Raw genomic sequence first — 16,963 nt, 5'->3', positions numbered from 1 at the left:
ACGCGGTCCCATGACGGGACCATGACGGCGCGACCGGGATCAGGCCTGCGGGTAGTCGGAGATGCCGCCATGCGCCGCCGACCACTTGGCGGGCTCGTGCAGGAAGCTCTCGACCTCGGCGAGGATCTTGGGGTCGAAATGGCCGCTCTCCTTGGCCACCGCCAGCACGTCCCACCAGGTGGTGAGGTAGTGCAGCTGGACGCCGAGGTCGGCCATGAGTTCGCGGCTGTTGGGGAAGATGTCGTAGAAGAACATCACGAAGCAGTGGTCGACCTGGGCGCCGGCATCGCGCAGGGCCTTGCAGAACAGCGCCTTGCTGCGCCCGTCGGTGGCGAGGTCCTCCACCAGCAGGGTCCTGGCGCCCTCCACCACCTCGCCCTCGATCTGGGCGTTGCGGCCGAAGCCCTTGGCCTTCTTGCGCACGTACTGCATCGGCAGCATCAGCCGGTCGGAGATCCAGGCCGCGAAGGGGATGCCGGCGGTCTCGCCGCCGGCCACGTGGGTGATCGACTCGTAGCCGATGTCGCGCACGATGGTGGCGGCCGCGAAGTCGTTCAGGGTGGAGCGCAGGCGCGGGTACGAGATGATCTTGCGGCAGTCGATGTAGACCGGGCTCGCCCAGCCCGAGGTGAAGGTGAAGGGCTTCTCCTGGTAGAAGTGCACCGCCTTGATCTCGAGCAGCATCTTGGCCGCCTCGCGGGCGATCACGGCGCGGTCGATCGGCAGGAAGGAGGTCGTCATGCGCGGGGTTCGCTCTCGTGCGGGCGGCGGCCGCGGCCCCGTCCCGCTCCCGGGAGGGGCCGCGCATCCGTCTGAAGGGTTGGGTTCTCCTTCCCGCCAACCGCCAGGGGCGTCAACCCTGGAGATCGCCGGCGAGATCGCGCGACGAGCGGCGCCGTCCCCCCGGGCCCGCTCAGGCGGCCTTCACGTCGGCGAGGAATCCGCCGACCTCGCGCGTCAGGTTCTCGGAGTGCCGGGCGAGTTCCTGGGCGGCGCTGAGCACCTGCGAGGCGGCCGCCCCCGTCTGGCCGGCGCCGTCGCGCACGCCGGCGATGTTGGTGGTCACCTCCTCGGTGCCGCGCGCCGCCTCCTGCACGTTGCGGGTGATCTCCTGGGTCGCGGCCCCCTGCTCCTCCATGGCGGCGGCGATGGAGGCGGCGTAGCGCGACATCTCGGCGATGATCCGGCTGATGGCCTCGATGTCGCCGACGGCCTCCTGGGTCGCGGTCCGGATCTCGGTGATGCGCTCGCCGATCTCCCCCGTGGCCTTCGCGGTCTGCCCGGCCAGTTCCTTCACCTCGGAGGCGACGACGGCGAAGCCCCGGCCGGCATCGCCGGCGCGGGCCGCCTCGATGGTGGCGTTCAGCGCCAGCAGGTTGGTCTGCGCGGCGATGCTGGAGATCACCTCGACGAAGGTGCCGATGCGCTCGGTGGTGCCGGCGAGGCGGCGCACGGTGGCGTCGGTCCGCTGGGCATTCTCCACCGCCTGGTCGGCGATGCGGGCCGACAGGCTGACCTGGCTCACGATCTCCTGCACCGAGGCCGACATCTCCTCGCTGGCCGCCGCCACCGTCTGGACGTTGGCGGAGGTCTGCTCGGCGGCGCCCGCGACGATCACGGTCTGCTGGTTGGTCTGGCCGGCGACGCTGCTCATCGACTGGGCCGTGGCCTCCATCTCGGTGGCGGCGCCCGCCAGGCCCTGGGTCAGGACCGAGACGTTGCTCTCGAAGGCGCGTGTCAGGGCGTCGAGGCGCTGGGCCCGGCGCATCTTGGCGGCGTCCTCGGCCGCCTGCGCCTCGGCGAGGCGACGGGCCTCCAGGGCGTTGTCCTTGAAGACCTGGAGCGAGCGGGCCAGGAGGCCGACCTCGTCCCGCCGCGCGGTGCCCGACACCGCCACCGCGAGGTCGCCGGCCGCGAGGCGGCCCATCGCCGCCGTCATGGCGGCGAGCGGGCGGGTGACGCCGTAGAGGGTGATCAGCGCGAGCAGGCCGACCGCGAAGCCGAGACCCAGGATGGCGGTGACGATGAGGGTGCGCGTGGCGCTCTCGGCCGTCTCGGTCGCCGCCTGCTTGGCGGTCTCGAGGTCGCGCAGGTTCGAGGCGACGCGGGTCGCCACGCTCTGGGCGATCTTGAGCCGGGCCGGGCGGACCTCCAGCTTCGAGATCCGGGCGGCCGCTTCGTTCTCGTTGCGCAGGCCGAGGGCGATGGAGCGGTCGGCGACGGCGAAGAACGCCGCGAGGTCGCTGCGGACGCCCTGCAGGATTCCCCGGCGTTCCGCGGTGTCGGCGAGGGTGATCAGGCGGTCGTTGGCCTCCAGCGCGGCTTTGCGGCTCGCCTGGTAATGGGCGAAATCCTGCTGCATCAGCGCGGCGTCGGTCTCGATGATGGTGTTCTTCTCGGCGATCACCGCCTCATCCACGGCCAGGGCGAGTTGCTGGGCCACGGAGAGCCGGGTGGCGCGGACATCGACGATCTGGGTCGTGTTCTGCGCGAGGGTGGCGAGGCTGGCGCGGGCCAGGACCACCAGCCCGACCGCCACGAGGATGAGGATCAGGCTCGGAAGAGCGAGCTTTCCCAGAAGTTTGAGATCGTTGAATGCGCGCATGGCGGCCCCCGTGGACGGCGCCGGCGCGGGACCTTGATCGGTCTCTCAGGGACGCGGCGTCGTGCTCACATTTTCGTGAGAGAGCCCTGAAATAATGATTAACGTATTCAAATCTTGCGACCGATGATCGAAATTCCGCGACGTTCTGGTTGTATTCCGAGGTTTTTTTCGACCCGGCGCGCGGATCGCTCATCAATCGCGCTCCCAGACAGGCCGCGCATTGCGGCGAGCGAAAGGCTCGAAACCCTGCCGTCTGCCTCCCAGTACGGCGGAATACAGCGCGCATGCGAGCGCGGATCAGACAGCTGAGGCTCCGGCTGCGAACGAATACGCCGTTCTGCCGGCAGAGCCGCCGGCTCACGCCAGGAAGGCTTGCAGGGCCGCCGGCTCACGCCAGGAAGGCTTGCAGACCCGCCGGCTCACGCCAGGAAGGCTTGCAGACCCGCCGGCTCACGCCAGGAAGGCCTGCAGGGCCGCCAGGGTCGCGGCGGGGTTCTCCTCGGCCAGGAAATGGCCGGACGTGACCTCCGCGGCGACGGCGCCCGGCGCGAAGGTGCGCTGCCAGGCGGCCAGGGGCGTCTCGGTGCTGCGGTCGAGATAACTGTCGCCGGTGAGGATCAGGGTCGGGCAGGCGAGCCGGCGGCCGGCGGCGAGGTCGGCGAGATCGGCCTCCCGGTCGCGGGTGGCCCCCGCCCGATAATCCTCGCAGAAGGCCTGGATGCGCTCGGGCACGCCCCAGGCCTGCCGGTAGAGATGCAGGGCGGCGGGCGCGAAGGCCTCGAGGGACCCGTCTCCGCTCCAGTCGCGCAGCAGCCCCTCGAAATAGGCATCCGGGTCGCGGCCGATGGCCTGTTCCGGGCCCGGCGCGGCCTCGGCCAGGAAGTGCCAGTGCGAGGGCTTGCGGGGGTTGGCCTCGATCCGCTCCCACTGGACCAGGGTCGGCAGGATGTCGAGGAGGGCCAGCCGGGCGATCCGCCCCGGCTCGTCGAGGGCGAGGCGGTAGCCGATGCGGGCGCCCCGGTCGTGCCCCACGAGGGCGAAGTGGACATGGCCGAGGGATTCCATCAGCGCCACCACCTCGGCCGCGAGGGTGCGCTTGGCGTAGGCCGCGTGGCGCGGGTCGCCCTCGGGGGCGGCCGACCAGCCGTAGCCCTTGAGGTCGAGGCAGATCACGCGGTGGCGCTCGGCGAGGGCCGGGGCGATCCGGTGCCAGCAGGCATGGCTCTGCGGAAAGCCGTGGAGGAGCAGCACCGGACTCCCGTCTTCCGGCCCGCCGATGCGGGCGAAGAAGCGGCCGGCCGGGATGTCGATCCAGGGGGCGGCGAAGCGGGGAAAGAGATCGGTGGTCACGGACGGCGCCTCCGGCAGGGGCCCGGGGAACGCACGGGGCGGGGCGGCGGTTCGCGAAATCCCGGGGCGCCGGCTCTTCCCTAAGCCTTTGTCTTCGCGACCTGCTGGGCCTCCATGTAGCGCCGCAGCACCGCATTCATGCGCGTCTGGTAGCCGCGACCGTCCTGCTTGAAGAAATCGACCACATCACGATCGAAGCTCGCGTGAATCGACATCTTCGGAGAGGGCAGACGGATCGTGGCGTGAGCCCATTCATCCGGATCGAGAGTTGCAGGGTTGTCGGGATCCGCATCGGCCATCCGCTCGATCTCATCGTCGGAAAGCGTCTTGAGCCGGGCCCAATCCGTCTTGTCGTGCAAAGCCTGATCAGCCTTCCTGTCGGGCATTGTACAATCTCCTTTCCACTCGGTTCGCAGGACGGGCGGAGATGATCCGCTGCTTACCGCCGCGCGGCGTGAAGGTGATGTTCAGGATGACGTCGTTGAGGGCGACGATCATGTTGAAGCGTGATTCGCCGTAGTCATATCGCCTGTCCTCACGGATCAGACAGAAACGTCCATCGAAGGCCTCATCGAGACCGGCGAAATCAATGGATCGGAGCCGAAGGTTCGCGGCGCATTTCTGATCGTCCCAGATCGTCCGATCGCGCTCACCCATCCCGCGAATGTACAAGAATATGGACAATGCGGGAAGACGGAACAGCCGGGGCGGTCGTCGAAGCCCTGCTGGCAAAGGGAAGCCCTGCTGGCGGAGGGAAGCCCCGCTGGCGGAGAGAAGCGCCGCTCGCGGAGGAACGGGATGCGCCGGCGTTCCGCGCTCGCTGGAGGGCCTCGAACGTCGATGCGACCCGCGCCCAAGATCCGTGAGCGATTAATATCCGTGCGCGAAGTCGTGTCCGGGCCGGGCGCCCGGGCGCTCGCCCTGCGGCCTCGCGGATGTCGGGGCGGGATTGACGCCCGCCCCGCGCAGCGGGCACACCCGAACGCTGCGGGTCGCTCAAGAATCCGCACCATAAGAATGCCACCGAGGAGACGCGCATGGACCGGCCCACCGTTCCTGCCCCTGAGACGATCCGGGCGATCCGTTCGGCCGGCGCGAGCCGTTCCGCATGAGCGGCGCGGCCCTCGCCGAACGGCCGGCGACCGGCGCCCCGCCCGTGGACGCCGCCCTGCGTGGCCGTGTCCTCGCGCTCCGCGACGGCCTTCTGCACGGGCTCATCGGCGCCGACGCGATGGTCGAGCGCCTCCTCATCGGCCTCCTCACCGGCGGCCACCTCCTCATCGAGGGCGCTCCCGGCCTCGCCAAGACCCGCGCGGTCAAGCGCCTGTCGGACGGGCTCGACGGCAGCTTCGCCCGCATCCAGTGCACCCCCGACCTGATGCCCGCCGACCTGACCGGCACCACGGTGTGGCGCCAGGATGCCGGCGACTTCGAATTCCTGCCCGGCCCCCTGTTCCACTCCCTCGTCCTCGTCGACGAGGTGAACCGTGCGCCGCCGAAGGTGCAGTCGGCCCTGCTCGAGGCCATGGCCGAGGGTCAGATCACGGTCTCGGGCCACACCCATGCCCTGCCCGACCCGTTCATGGTGGTGGCGACCCAGAACCCGATCGAGCACGCGGGCACCTTTCCGCTGCCCGAGGCGCAGCTCGACCGCTTCCTCCTCCACGTCCTCGTGGAGATGCCGGACGAGGCCGCCGAGCGCCGCATCCTCGACCTCGTGGAGGGCGAGCTCAACCACCACGCGGAGGCGATGCCGGTGCGGCTCACCGTGGCCGAGATCCGCGCCGCCCGGGAGGCCGCCCTCAACGTCTACGTCTCCCCGGCGCTCAAGGACTATCTCGTGCGGCTGGTCGCCGGCACCCGCACCGACGCGGCGGCCCCGGACCTGCGCGCCGCCATCGAGCACCCGGCCTCCCCGCGCGGCACCCTGGCGCTGATGCTCGCCGGCAAGGCGCGGGCCTATCTGCACGGCCGCGACCACGTCATCCCGGAGGACGTGGCGGACCTCGCCGCCGACGCCCTCGCCCACCGCATCGGCCTGACCTGGCGCGCCGCCGCCGAGGGCCAGACGGCCCGGGGCGTCATCCGCGGCCTCGTCCAGCGGGTGCGGGCCCTCTGAGAGCGACCATGACCGTGCCGAGCCCGGCCCCCGCCCTCGTGCCGGACAGCGACCCGCTGAGGGCGCCGGGCATCCACCTCTCGGGGGAGGCGCTGATGGGCCTGCGCCACCTCGCCCGGCGGGGCTCCGGCCCCGCCACCCGGACGCTGGCGGGCCTGCCCGGCGGGATCGTGACGCGGCGGCGCGGGCGCGGCTCCGAGCCGGACGACGTGCGCCTCTGGTCCGAGGGCGACGACCGCCGGCACATCGACCGCAACGCCACCGCCCGCACCGGCATCCTGCACGTGCGCACCCATCACGACGAGCGCGACCGCGCCGTGGTGCTCCTCCTCGACGTCCGGCCCTCGATGCTGTTCGGCACCCGCCGCGCTCTGCGCTCGGTGGCGGCCGCGGAGGCCCTGGTCCTGCTCGGCTGGCGCATCGTCGGCGACGGCGGCCGCATCGGCCTCGTGGCGGCGGGCGCCGGCGAGCCCGTGGTGGTCCGCCCGGCCGGCGGCGAGCGGGCGATGACCGCCCTCACCGGCGCCCTGGCACTGGCCCATGCCCGGGCCCTGGCCGACGGGGCCGCCGAGGATCCGCCCCTCGCGCCGGCCCTGACCCTGGCCCAGAGCCTGCTGCCCTCGGGCGGTCACCTCGTCATCGGCAGCGCCCTCGACGTTCCGGGCCCGGATTTCGACCCCCTGCTGACGATCATGGCCGAGCGCCTGTCGATCCGCCTCGTCCTGGTCAGCGACGCCTTCGAGCGCGCCCGGCCGCCGGGCTTCTACCCCTTCGCCACGCCGGACGGCCGGCGCGGCACCGTGCAGGCGAGCCGGACCGACCGGACCTCCGCGGGCACCGATGCCCGCCTCGTCGCCTACGCCCAGCGCGGCATCGCGGGCCTGCGCCTCGACGTCGAGGCCGGCCCGGAGGCCTACGCCCCGCTGATGGAGCGCCTCGATGCGATGCTGTAGGGCGCCGAACTCTCGGGGACCGACAGGCTCTCGGGGACCCAGAAGCTCTCGGGGACCAAGAAGCTTTCGGGGACCAAGCCGACAGGGAGAGGCCAGGTGACGCCCGACGCCCCGCAGGGCCTCGACCAGTTGCGCGGCCTGCACCTGCCCGCCGAGACGGGCGGGGCCCAGGGCGCGGTGATGCTCGCCATCGCGCTGGGCTTCACGGCGGCCCTCGTCCTCGGCCTGGTCCGCCTGCTGCGGGCGCGCCGGCGCGGCTCCGTCCGGCGCGCGGCCCTGGCCGACCTCGCCGCCGCCAACGCCCTGCCGCCGGAGCGCCGCCGGGTGGCGCAGGCGCAGCTCCTGCGCCGCCTCGCCCGCACCCTCCAGGGGGACGCCGCGGCCGACGCCCAGGGCGCCGCCTGGGCCGCCGCCCTCGACCGGCTCTTCGCCACGACCTTCTTCAGCGCCGGCGCGGGCCGGATCTTCGCCGAGGGGCTCTACCGGCGCGGCGCGCCCGAGCCCGGCCCGGTGGATGCCGAGCTGGCGCGGCTGTTCGCCCGGATCGGGGCCTGAGCCATGCTGACGGGATTCTTGCCGACGAACTTCTTGCCGCACTGGTTCACAGCCCTCGCCTCGGCCTTCGACCTCGCGAGCCCGTACGCCCTGCTCCTCCTGCCCCTGCCGCTCCTGGCGACGAGGCTGATGCCCCCCGAGCGGGTCGGGGCGAGCGGCGCCCTGCGGGTTCCGCCGTCCCTGGTGTCCGAGGCCGCCCGCGGCGACAGCGTGGCGGCGCGCGGCCGCGGCCGCACCCTCCTGGTCTGGACCCTGTGGGCGGGCCTGGTGGTCGCGCTGGCGGGACCGCGCCTCGTCCTGCCGGCCACCGCCCTGCCGGCCTCGGGCCGCGAGATCATGCTGGTGATGGACCTCTCGGGTTCGATGGAGCGGCGCGACTTCGCCCTCGACGGCCAGACCGTGACCCGCCTCGCCGCGGTCAAGCGCGTCGGCACCGACTTCATCCGCCGCCGGGCCGGTGACCGCATCGGCCTCGTCATCTTCGCCAACGAATCCTACGTCGCCGCCAGCCCGAGCTTCGACACCGCCACCGTCGCCCGCGCCCTCGACGAGGCGACCATCGGCCTCGTCGGCCGCTCCACCGGCATCGGCGACGGCCTCGGCCTCGCCCTCAAGCGCCTGACCCCGGCGGGACCGGAGGCCGAGGGCGTGCCGGCCGCCACCGCCAAGGTGGTGATCCTGATGACGGACGGCGCCAACAATGCCGGCCAGACCACGCCCCGGGACGTGGCCGGCCTCGCCAAGGAGCTCGGCGTCCGCGTCCACACCATCGCGCTGGGACCCCGCGACCTCTCCAACGCCGACGGCGAGCAGGACGTCGTCGACACCGAGACCCTGCGCGAGATCGCCGACCTCACCGGTGGCCGGATGTTCCGCGTGAAGACCACCGACGACCTCATCGCCATGGCGGACGCCATCGACGCGATCGAGGGCGGGCGCGCCAAGGCGCCGCCGGTGCCCCTGCGCAAGGACCTCTGGCCCTGGCCCGCCGCCCTCGCCTTCCTGGCCGCGGCCGGCCTCCTCGCGTCGCGGCGGACCGCATGAGCTTCCTCGACACCGTCCTCGCCACCTGCGCGATCCTGCGGCCCTGGTGGCTGGTGGCGATCCCCCTCGTGGCCGCCCTGGCGCTGCGCGCGGCCTGGCGCTCGGCGCCGCTCGGCGACTGGACCCGGGCCGTCGATCCCGGCCTGATGGCGCTGCTCGCCCGGCGCGGCGCGGTCCTCGGCGGACGCCGGCAGGCGAACCTCGCCGCGGCGATCGCGGCCGGGCTCGTCGCCCTGGCCCTCACCGGCCCGGCGGTGGAGCGCCCGGACGCCGCCACCTTCCGCAACCTCGACGCGACCGTGGTGGTATGCGACCTGTCGCGTTCCGTCGCGGAGGGCGGCCACCTCAAGGACGTGCGCCAGGTGGCGCAGGGAGTGGCCGAGGCCGCCGGCACCCGCAGCGTCGCCGTGGTGGTCTATGCGGGCGACGCCTATCTCGCCGCCCCGCCCACCACCGACCGGGACGCCCTGTCCTCCACCCTGTTCGCCCTGGACGGCGATACCGTGCCGGACCGGGGCACCCATCCCGAGCGCGGCCTCGCCCTGGCCCGCCGCACCCTCGCGGAGGCCGGCGTGATCGCGGGCGACGTCGTCCTCGTCACGGACGGCGACGGCATCGGCGACGCGGCCCTGCGCGAGGCCGCCGCGATCCGCGCCAAGGGCTGGCACCTGCACGGCCTCTTCGTCCCCGCCGGACCCGGCCTGCCCGCGGGGTCGCCCAAGCCCGACCGAGGCGCCCTCGAGCGTTTGACCGACGCGGGCTCGGGCCGCTTCGCCCTCCTCGACAGCCCCGCCCCGGTGCTCGACGCGGTGGGCGCCAGCACCGCCCAGCACCTCGCCGCCGGGGGCTACACCGTCCTGGCCTTCGCCGATCTCGGGCGCTGGCTCGTGCTGCTGGCGCTGCTGCCGGCCCTCGTCCTGTTCCGCAGGAGTGCCTGATGGCCCTCGGTGTCCTGTCCGACCGCCTGCCCGCCCTTCCCCGCGACTGGACCCGCTGGGCACGCCTCGCCGCCCTGGGGCTCGCGGGCGCCGGCATCCTTGCCCTGACGGCGACGGCGCAGCCGCGCACCAGCCTCGGCCGGGCCCTGCTGGGGGCCGGCCTGCCCGGGGCCGCCGCCTGGGTGTTCGACGACCCGGCCTGGCGCGGCCCGGCCCTCTACCAGGCCGGGCGCTACGACGAGGCCGCCGCCCTGTTCCGCAACGGCGGCCGGCGCAACGCCTACAACCTCGGCAATGCCCTGGCGAAATCCGGCGACCTGCAGGGCGCCCTCGACGCCTACGATGCCGCGCTCCAGTACAACCCCCGCGATGCCGACGCGCAGGCCAACCGCTCGCTGATCGCCCGCCTCGTGGACGAGGGCGCCGGCGATCCCGGCAAGGGCGGCGGCGTGGCCAACGCCACCGCCACGGTGGGCGCGCGCTACAACAAGACCTCCAACCAGGACCCCAACGACGACACCCAGGCCACCTCCAGCGGCGAGGGTCTGGCCGGCAACAAGGAGGGCGGCACCACCTCCTCGACGCCGGGCAACAGCAAGGTCGCCCGGCGCGGCAAGGCCGAGCAGGTCTCCGTGGATTCCGGCAAGGGCGAGGCCCGCGGCTCGGCCAGCGACGCGGCGGGGCGCGGCCGCACCGGGGCGGGATCGGCCATGGTCGCGGCGGCCCCCGAGCGGGAGGTGCGCCGCGTGACGAAGAGCTTCGAGGCCCATGAGATCCGCCCCGACCGCCTCTGGCTGCAGACCCTGCCGGACGATCCCGGACGGTATCTCAAGCTGCGCCTGAAAGCGGAACAGGCCGCCCGCGTCGAGGCCGGCACGGCGGTGCCCGGCGGGAGCAATCCATGGTGAGCGATCGGTTCGCGTTCCGGACTCGGCGGGGCGTCCTCGCGGCGGGCCTCGCCGTCCTCCTCCTCGCGCCCTTCCCGGCCCGGGCCGAGATCGGTCCCGGGGACCTCACCCTCACGGTGACGCCGGAGCGCAACGGCAACGCCGATCCGTTCTCCCGCGAGATGGTGCTGCTGCGCATCCACGGGGTCTACCGCCAGCCGATCCTGCTGGAGGAGGTGATCCAGCCGTCGCTCGCCAATTTCAGCTGGACGCAGCTCGGCCGCGACCTCTGGTCGAAGACCCGCCTGCCCGACGGGCAGGTGGCCATCGCCTTCGACCGGGTGGTCGCGATCTTCCCGCACCATCCGGGCGACTTCACCATCGATCCGTTCCTGCACCGCCTCACCGTCAACGACGGCGGGAAGCGGGTCGTGGTCGACGTGCCCTCGGCTCCGGTGACCCTGCCGGTCGCCACCTGGACGAAGCCGGTGGGCGGCCCCGACGCGAAGGAGCCCTGGTGGCTGCCGGCCAAGGACGTGACGATCACGGATTCCTGGAGCCCCGATCCCGAGACGGTGAAGCTCGGCGAGACCACGCGGCGCATCGTCACCCTGGAGGCGCAGGGCATGGTCGCCGAGGGGCTGCCGCCCCGCCCGGTGATGCGCACGCGCGGCATCCTCACCTTCGCCGGGCCGGTGACCCGCGAAACGATCATCACGCCTGCCGGCCCGGTGGCGCGGGCGACCTACCAGTGGGACGTGCGCCCCGCGATCGAGGAGATCATCCCCCTCGACGCGATCGTCATCCCGTGGTTCGACACCGTCTCGCGCACCCTGCGCGAGGCCGAGATTCCCGCCCGCCAGATCGGCGGCGGCCTGCCCGACCGGGACGACGAGGCGAAACCCGTCCTGCCGGCCTCCCCCCTCGTGGTGGCGACCGCGGCCCTCGGCGCCTTCGGCCTCGGCCTCGCCCTGCTGGGCTTCGGCACCGGCGGGCGTTCGGGACGCCGGCGCCTCGACGCGCGGACGCGCCGGGCGCTCGGGCGCGCCGCCTCGGCCCGGGACGCGCGGGGCTTCCGCGCCCATCTCGACCCCGTCCTCCTGGAGCAGCCCGACCTCGTGCAGGCCTGGCGGGCCCAGCCGGAGGTCGCCGCAGGCCTCGACGCCCTGGATTCCCACCTCTACGGACCCGGCACCGTCGCGGCCCCCGACCTGCCCGGCCTCGCCCGGGCCCTGAGCCGGTCGGCGACCGCGGCAGCGCAGCCGAGGGAGATGTCCTCGCGTCTCGCCTCCCTCGACGGCCGGGCCCGGACCGCACCCTGACCACTCCACGACCCACCTGAGCCCCCTCGACCGGAACCGCATGAGCCTGACGCGACGGATCCTCCTCGGGACGGGTGCCCTCCTGCCCCTGCGGCCACGGCCGAGCGCGGCCCAGGGCCAGAACCAGGGTCAGGGGAAGACCGATCCAGGTCCCGCGGGCCGGTTCGCCGACGCCGGGGCGGCGCTGGCGCGGATCGCCGGCGACCTGGGCGGCCGCGCCGGGATCGCCGTCCTCGACACGGGTGGCGGACCCGCCCTGCTGCACGACGCCGAGGGCACCTTCCCGCTCTGCAGCACCTTCAAGCTGCCCCTCGCCGCCGCGATCCTGGCCCGGGTCGAGGCGGGCCGCGAACGGCTCGACCGCCGCCTCGCCTACGGCGAGGCCGACCTCGACACCTACGCCCCCGTCACCACCCGCGCCTTGAGGGCGGGCGGACCGGAGGCCGGGACGATGTCGGTGGAAGCTCTGTGCGCCGCCGCCCTGGTCTGGAGCGACAACACCGCCGCCAACCTCCTGCTCGGTGCCCTCGGTGGTCCCGCGGCCCTGACCGGCTTTTGCCGGGACCTCGGCGACCCGGTGACCCGCCTCGACCGAACCGAACCCGACCTGAATTCGGCCGTGCCCGGCGATCCCCGCGACACCACCCGGCCCGCCGCGATGGCGGCGACCGTCGGGAAGATCCTGCTCGGACCGTCGCTGTCGGAGGCCGGCCGCGCCCGGCTCAAGGGCTGGATGACGGCCTCCCGCACCGGAACGAAGCGCCTGCGGGCGGGGCTTCCGGCCGATTGGGGCATCGGCGACAAGACGGGCAGCGGGGCCTACGGCACCGCCAACGTGGTGGCGCTCCTGCGCCCGCCGGCCCGGGCGCCCCTGGTGGCAGCCGTTTACATCACGGGGTCGGACGCCACGAGCGAGGCCCGCGACGCGGCCCACGCGGCGATCGGCCGGGTCATCGCAACGGCCTATGGTTAACACTCGGTTCACGCCTGCCTGCCACCGTCGTCCCGCGAGGAGTGGACCCGATGCGGCGTGGTGGTGTGACGATCAGACGGGACGGGACGGTGCTCGCCCTCCTGGCCGGATTGTTGGCAGCCCCTGCCGGTGCGGCGGATCTCGGCGGCCTAGCCTTCCCGACCCCTGGCCGCGCGGTGGAGGGTTACGCGCCGGAGCCCGAGAGCCTGCCGCGCTACTTCCCGCGGGCGGAGGAGGACGGTGGCGTGGTAAACCGCTCACCGGTGCCGCGCCGGCGGCTGGCCGGCTGCATTGCCCGGCGGGTTCCGATCCCCACCGATGCCCCCGGCGACCCGAGCTATGTCGGCTCGGCCTACGGCCTCGGCAAGCCGAGCTACTACGGCTTCACTCCACCCCTCGGGGTCGACGATCCCTACGGCCGGCCCCTGAGGCCCTATTGTCCCTGAGGCGTCTGGCGTCCCGTCGGCGGGGCGATTAGGTCTCGCGCCGGGACGCGATCCGCGCCCGCGAGACTTTGCCGAAGACCTTGTCGAGGACGACCCGCCGATGTCCGATCCCGCCTCCCTGCTCCGGTTTACGGCCGTCGCCCCCCTGCGGGCCGCGGTCGCCGCGTGGCGCCGGGCCGACGAGCGGGTGGTGCTGGTGCCGACGATGGGGGCGCTCCATGCCGGCCACCTCGCCCTGATGGCGCGGGCGCGCAGCCTCGGCCGACGCGTCGTGGCGAGCATCTTCGTCAATCCGACCCAGTTCGGCCCGAACGAGGATTTTTCGCGCTATCCCCGCGACACCGAGACGGACCTCGCCCTGCTGGCGGAGGCGGGGGTCGATGCCGCCTACCTGCCGGAAGTCTCCGGGATGTACCCCGAGCATTTCTCGACCCGGATCGAGGTGGGCGGGCTCACCGAGGGCCTGTGCGGCGCCCATCGGCCGGGGCATTTCTCGGGCGTCGCCACGGTGGTGACCAAGCTCCTCAACCAGGTCCAGCCGGACTGCGCCCTGTTCGGCGAGAAGGATTACCAGCAGCTCCTGGTGATCCGCCGCGCCGTGCGCGACCTCGACCTGCCCGTCGAGATCCGGGGCGTTCCCACCCTGCGGGAGGCGGACGGCCTCGCCCTGTCGTCGCGCAACCGCTACCTCGCCCCCGAGGAGCGGGCGCGCGCGCCACGCCTTCACGCCGTCCTGTCCGAGATCGCCGCGGGCCTCGCGGCCGGCGGAAGCGCCGGCCCCCTGATCGCGAAAGGCCGGGCCGCGCTGGTCGAAGCGGGCTTCGCGCCGGTGCAGTATCTCGAGGTCCGCGATGCCGAGACGCTGGCGCCGGTGGAGCACGCCTCGCGGCCGGCCCGGGTGCTGGCGGCGGCCTATCTCGGCCGCACGCGCCTCATCGACAACGTCGCGGCGGGCTGAACCCGCCGGACGTTCAGGCCCGGCCCGCCGCCAGGGGATTGGCCCGGAAGAACTCGAGCATCGCCCGCGCCGCGTCGGGCCCGCGCGGATCGGTGTAGCTCCCGGCCGGGCTGCCGCCGGACCAGGCATGGCCGAGGCCGCGCACGATCCAGCCCTCCACCGCGACCCGGCCGTCCGCATCGGCGTAGCGGGTGCGGGTGTAGGGCAGGCCGCCCGGGCTCACCGCCTCCGCCGCCTCGGGCGTCAGTCCGTCGATGCCGGCCTGGGCCAGCGCCTGCTCGCCGTTGCGCGGGTTCACGGTGCTGTCGCTCTCCCCATGGAAGACGATGGTGGGCACCCGCACCGCGGCGACCGCGCAGTCGGCGGCGGCCACCGGGCCGAGGCGCATCACCGTGAGCGCGGTCGAGACGTCGCGGGCACAGCCTGCCGCGAGGCCGGAATGGATGCCCACCGCCGCGTAGAGGTCGGGATAGGCCCGGGCGATGTTCACCGCCGCCGCGCCGCCCGCCGACAGGCCGGCGATGTAGACCCGGGTCGTGTCGACCCGATGCTCGGTGATGATCGCGCGGGTCAGCCCGGCGATGATGCCGGCCTCGCCGGAGTCCCGGCCCTGGTCGACGGGCTGGAACCAGTTCCAGCAACGCTGGCCGTTGGCGCGCCCACTCTGGGCCGGGTAGGCCACGAGGAAGCCCTCGGCCTCCGCGAGGGCGTTCATGCCGGTGCCGGCGGCGAAATCGTCCGGCGACTGGGTGCAGCCGTGCAGCATCACCACCAGGGGCAGGTTCGGACGGGCGTCGCTGGGGACGAACAGTTTGTAGTCCCGCGCCCCGGCCGCGTTGGCGAAGCTGTGGTCCGTGAAGCTGCCGCCCTCCGTGAGGGGCGCGCGGGCCTGGTTGAAGCCCGACGGGCCGAGACCGCCGGCCAGGCCCGAGACGAGGGTGCCGAGATTGCCGGCGAGGCCGGAGGGGGTCGCCCCGCCGTGACCGGCCTTGCCAAGGCCGCCGAGCACCGGGGCGATGCCCCGCGTCACCGTCTCCACGACCTTGCGCAGCTTCTCGGGGAGGATCGCGGCGAGGCGCGCCTCCTCGGCCGCGGCCGAACCCGATTGGGCCGCGGCCGGACCGGACTTGGCCGCGGCCGGACCCGACTTGGGCTCGGTCCTGAACGCAGGCTCGGATGCCGACGGGGATGCTGGCTTGGCCGATGCGCCGGACCGGTCGGTCGCAGGGCCGGTCTCGACGCGCTCGGCCACCAGGTCGATGGTGTGGGGCTGGGGCGCCGGTGCGCCGTGGTCGGCCGTCGACCGGCCGGGCGCGCCGGCGAAGCCGCGCTGCAACAGGTCCGTCGCGTCCTGCAGGCGCCCGGCAGCCGTGAGGCGCGTCGCCTCCATCATGTCGGCGAGGCGGTCCTGCATCCGGTTCGAAGAGTCGGTCATGGGGTTCGCTTTCCGGCTCGACGACGGGTCGAACCATGCGAGATCGGGAACGCGGTTTCGGAGATGGTCAGCGAAGGCGGTCGGCGAGGGCCGCCTTCACGGCCGGGGTCGCCTGCAGGCTTCCCATGACCTCGATCGACGCGATGGCGTCGCGGGCCAGTTCCGGCGTGACGTCGGGCGCGATGCTGGCGAGCCCGAGGACGCGGATGTCGAGGCGGATGCCGCTGGCGCGCGCGGCCTCGAGTTCGGCCCGGTCGTAGCGGCGCAGGCCGAGTTCGACGCCCTTGCGGGCCACCGACTGCCGGGTCACGTCGCCGTGGCGGGCGATCTGGTTGCGCACGGCCGTGCGGATGAAGTCGCTTCGGTTGGCGTAGACGCTCTCGGACACGAGAAGGTCGATGTGGCCGAGATCGACGTAGCCGAGATTGATCGTGATCTTCTCGGTGTCGCCGACCCGGATCGGCGCCCTGGGCTTATCCTCGAGATCGAGCATCGGACCTTCCCGTTACCATCCAGTGGGATGGTATATGGGAGGCTTTTGCTGCGATGCAATAAGAAGCCTCGTGCGTCGCAGCATCATGGCGCTGACGGAATGACCGGCCGGCGCCGATCCGGGTCGGTTCGAGTCGTTGTCAGGCAGTCTCCTCCTCGCCGAGATAATCGCGCCAGACCGCACCACCGCCTCCGAGGGTCGCGATGAAGGCCGCGTGCCGGGTGCGCTCGGCCTCGCTGAGCCGGTGGCGCAGCTGGCGCGGCCCCACGGGGACGACCTCGCCGCCATCGCCGAGGATCACCACCGCCTCGACCTCCGTCATCGCGAGCCCGAGGCTGGTCTGCTTGCCGCCGAGGAGCTCGACATAGAGCTCCGCCAGGATCTGCGCGTCGAGGAGCGCGCCGTGCTTGGTCCGCCGCGTGGTGTCGATGCCGTAGCGCGAGCACAGGGCGTCGAGGTTGTTGGCCGCCCCCGTGTGCTTGCGGCGGGCGAGCTGCAGGGTGTCGACGACGTCGGCGAGGTCGATCGGCGGGGGCGCCGCCGCGCCGAGGCGGGCGTATTCCATGTTGAGGAAGCCGACGTCGAAGGGCGCGTTGTGGATCACCAGGGGTGAGTCGCCGCAGAAGTCGCGGAAGGCGTCGACGATGTCGGCGAAGAGCGGCTTGTCGGCCAGGAAGGCGTCGGAGATCCCGTGCACCGCGAAGGCGCCCTGAGAGACCGGCCGGGTCGGGTTGATGAACTGGTGATAGGACCGGCCGGTCTGGACGTGGTTGATCAGTTCGACGCAGCCAATCTCGATCAGGCGGTCGCCGTTCTTGGCATCCGTGCCGGTGGTCTCGGTGTCGAGGACGATCTCGCGCAGCATCGAAGGATCCTGGAGGGTGG

General features: G+C 73.2%; 18 protein-coding genes. 10 read left to right on the top strand and 8 right to left on the bottom strand.

Translation table 11 applies throughout. The annotated features are described in order from the left end of the window. Nucleotides 1–39: 39 nt before the first annotated feature. The 5 genes from ASF58_RS01715 to ASF58_RS01695 form a co-directional block, all read right to left on the bottom strand. Entirely contained in the window at nt 40–741 is a 702-nt protein-coding gene (locus tag ASF58_RS01715; protein ID WP_055946638.1) for an orotate phosphoribosyltransferase, read from the bottom strand. Nucleotides 742–913: 172 nt separating this feature from the next. Next, nucleotides 914–2,605, bottom strand: coding sequence for a methyl-accepting chemotaxis protein (locus tag ASF58_RS01710; RefSeq protein WP_055946634.1), 1,692 nt, complete (start codon nt 2,603–2,605; stop codon nt 914–916). Nucleotides 2,606–3,055: 450 nt separating this feature from the next. Beyond that, complete coding sequence (locus ASF58_RS01705; RefSeq protein ID WP_055946631.1) at nt 3,056–3,955, bottom strand: alpha/beta hydrolase; 900 nt, start codon at nt 3,953–3,955, stop codon at nt 3,056–3,058. Between the two features lie 80 nt (nt 3,956–4,035). Beyond that, nucleotides 4,036–4,341, bottom strand: coding sequence for a BrnA antitoxin family protein (locus tag ASF58_RS01700; protein WP_055946628.1), 306 nt, complete (start codon nt 4,339–4,341; stop codon nt 4,036–4,038). After that, nucleotides 4,322–4,612: a BrnT family toxin gene (locus ASF58_RS01695; RefSeq protein WP_055946625.1), complete on the bottom strand. Its 291-nt coding sequence runs from the start codon at nt 4,610–4,612 to the stop codon at nt 4,322–4,324. The genes ASF58_RS01700 and ASF58_RS01695 overlap by 20 nt, the downstream gene beginning before the upstream one ends. A 451-nt stretch (nt 4,613–5,063) precedes the next feature. Here ASF58_RS01695 and ASF58_RS01690 point away from each other — a divergent pair, with 451 nt between their 5' ends. The 10 genes from ASF58_RS01690 (at nt 5,064) to panC (ending at nt 14,150) form a co-directional block, all read left to right on the top strand. After that, nucleotides 5,064–6,074, top strand: coding sequence for an AAA family ATPase (locus ASF58_RS01690; RefSeq protein WP_055946622.1), 1,011 nt, complete (start codon nt 5,064–5,066; stop codon nt 6,072–6,074). A 95-nt stretch (nt 6,075–6,169) separates the two neighbouring features. Next, a complete protein-coding gene (locus tag ASF58_RS01685) occupies nt 6,170–7,027 on the top strand; it encodes a DUF58 domain-containing protein (RefSeq protein WP_156375537.1) in 858 nt (285 codons plus the stop codon). Between the two features lie 96 nt (nt 7,028–7,123). Then, the gene (locus ASF58_RS01680; RefSeq protein WP_055946616.1) at nt 7,124–7,582 is read left to right on the top strand and encodes a DUF4381 family protein; all 459 of its coding nucleotides are present in this window, start codon (nt 7,124–7,126) and stop codon (nt 7,580–7,582) included. Nucleotides 7,583–7,615: 33 nt separating this feature from the next. Then, the gene (locus ASF58_RS01675; protein WP_055948576.1) at nt 7,616–8,626 is read left to right on the top strand and encodes a VWA domain-containing protein; all 1,011 of its coding nucleotides are present in this window, start codon (nt 7,616–7,618) and stop codon (nt 8,624–8,626) included. Continuing rightward, nucleotides 8,623–9,564, top strand: a complete 942-nt coding sequence (locus ASF58_RS01670) for a VWA domain-containing protein (protein WP_055946614.1) — start codon at nt 8,623–8,625, stop codon at nt 9,562–9,564. The genes ASF58_RS01675 and ASF58_RS01670 overlap by 4 nt, the downstream gene beginning before the upstream one ends. Next, entirely contained in the window at nt 9,564–10,472 is a 909-nt protein-coding gene (locus ASF58_RS01665) for a tetratricopeptide repeat protein (RefSeq protein WP_055946611.1), read from the top strand. Before ASF58_RS01670 ends, ASF58_RS01665 begins: the two co-directional genes overlap by 1 nt. Then, nucleotides 10,466–11,773: a BatD family protein gene (locus tag ASF58_RS01660; RefSeq protein WP_055946608.1), complete on the top strand. Its 1,308-nt coding sequence runs from the start codon at nt 10,466–10,468 to the stop codon at nt 11,771–11,773. The genes ASF58_RS01665 and ASF58_RS01660 overlap by 7 nt, the downstream gene beginning before the upstream one ends. 40 nt (nt 11,774–11,813) lie before the next feature. Further along, nucleotides 11,814–12,746 carry a class A beta-lactamase gene (bla, locus tag ASF58_RS01655; protein WP_055946606.1) on the top strand — a complete coding sequence of 311 codons (933 nt, stop codon included), beginning with the start codon at nt 11,814–11,816 and terminating at the stop codon, nt 12,744–12,746. Nucleotides 12,747–12,796: 50 nt separating this feature from the next. Continuing rightward, complete coding sequence (locus ASF58_RS01650) at nt 12,797–13,192, top strand: hypothetical protein (RefSeq protein ID WP_055946604.1); 396 nt, start codon at nt 12,797–12,799, stop codon at nt 13,190–13,192. Nucleotides 13,193–13,292: 100 nt separating this feature from the next. After that, nucleotides 13,293–14,150 (top strand): pantoate--beta-alanine ligase, encoded by an 858-nt coding sequence (gene panC / locus ASF58_RS01645; protein ID WP_055946602.1) that lies wholly within the window; start codon nt 13,293–13,295, stop codon nt 14,148–14,150. Between the two features lie 13 nt (nt 14,151–14,163). Here panC and ASF58_RS01640 read toward each other — a convergent pair whose 3' ends face one another. From ASF58_RS01640 to dnaQ, 3 genes are all read right to left on the bottom strand, one after another. Beyond that, nucleotides 14,164–15,585 (bottom strand): PHB depolymerase family esterase, encoded by a 1,422-nt coding sequence (locus ASF58_RS01640; RefSeq protein WP_055946599.1) that lies wholly within the window; start codon nt 15,583–15,585, stop codon nt 14,164–14,166. 67 nt (nt 15,586–15,652) lie between these two features. Continuing rightward, the gene (locus tag ASF58_RS01635) at nt 15,653–16,078 is read right to left on the bottom strand and encodes a hypothetical protein (RefSeq protein WP_055946596.1); all 426 of its coding nucleotides are present in this window, start codon (nt 16,076–16,078) and stop codon (nt 15,653–15,655) included. 139 nt (nt 16,079–16,217) lie between these two features. Next, on the bottom strand, nt 16,218–16,943 hold the full coding sequence (dnaQ, locus tag ASF58_RS01630) for a DNA polymerase III subunit epsilon (RefSeq protein WP_055948573.1): 726 nt from the start codon (nt 16,941–16,943) through the stop codon (nt 16,218–16,220). Nucleotides 16,944–16,963: the final 20 nt, after the last annotated feature.

This window comes from Methylobacterium sp. Leaf125 (genome assembly GCF_001423085.1).
Classification (GTDB): Bacteria; Pseudomonadota; Alphaproteobacteria; order Rhizobiales; family Beijerinckiaceae; genus Methylobacterium.
Note: the sequence above shows the minus strand (reverse complement) of the source record. Positions and strands in the feature narration are given on the sequence as shown.